This window comes from Paenibacillus aceti, from assembly GCF_003614185.1.
Taxonomy (GTDB): Bacteria; Bacillota; Bacilli; order Paenibacillales; family Paenibacillaceae; genus Fontibacillus; species Fontibacillus aceti.
Genome location: NZ_KZ987724.1, coordinates 5,252,393 through 5,252,657, shown reverse-complemented (window position 1 = coordinate 5,252,657; position 265 = coordinate 5,252,393). Strand labels below are relative to the sequence as shown.

The 265-nt window shown below is 51.7% G+C and carries 2 tRNA genes; both read right to left on the bottom strand.

Annotated elements, in window-relative coordinates:
• Positions 1-65 precede the first annotated feature (65 nt).
• Positions 66-138 (bottom strand) — tRNA-Asn (locus BFJ94_RS23535).
• A 4-nt stretch (positions 139-142) separates the two neighbouring features.
• Positions 143-218 (bottom strand) — tRNA-Ala (locus tag BFJ94_RS23530).
• Positions 219-265 lie beyond the last annotated feature (47 nt).

Genomic DNA, 265 nt, shown 5'->3' with positions numbered 1-265 from the left:
TAGGGTCCCCAGAAAGCGAATGGATTAAGCTTCAATAGCAAAATCTTCACCTTCTGGGAAAGCAACTCCCCGAACAGGACTCGAACCTGTGACAACTCGATTAACAGTCGAGTGCTCTACCAACTGAGCTATCAGGGAATATTGGTGGAGCCAAGGAGGATCGAACTCCTGACCTCCTGCTTGCAAGGCAGGCGCTCTCCCAGCTGAGCTATGGCCCCATACTGATATAAAATGGGCCCTAGTGGACTCGAACCACCGACCTCAC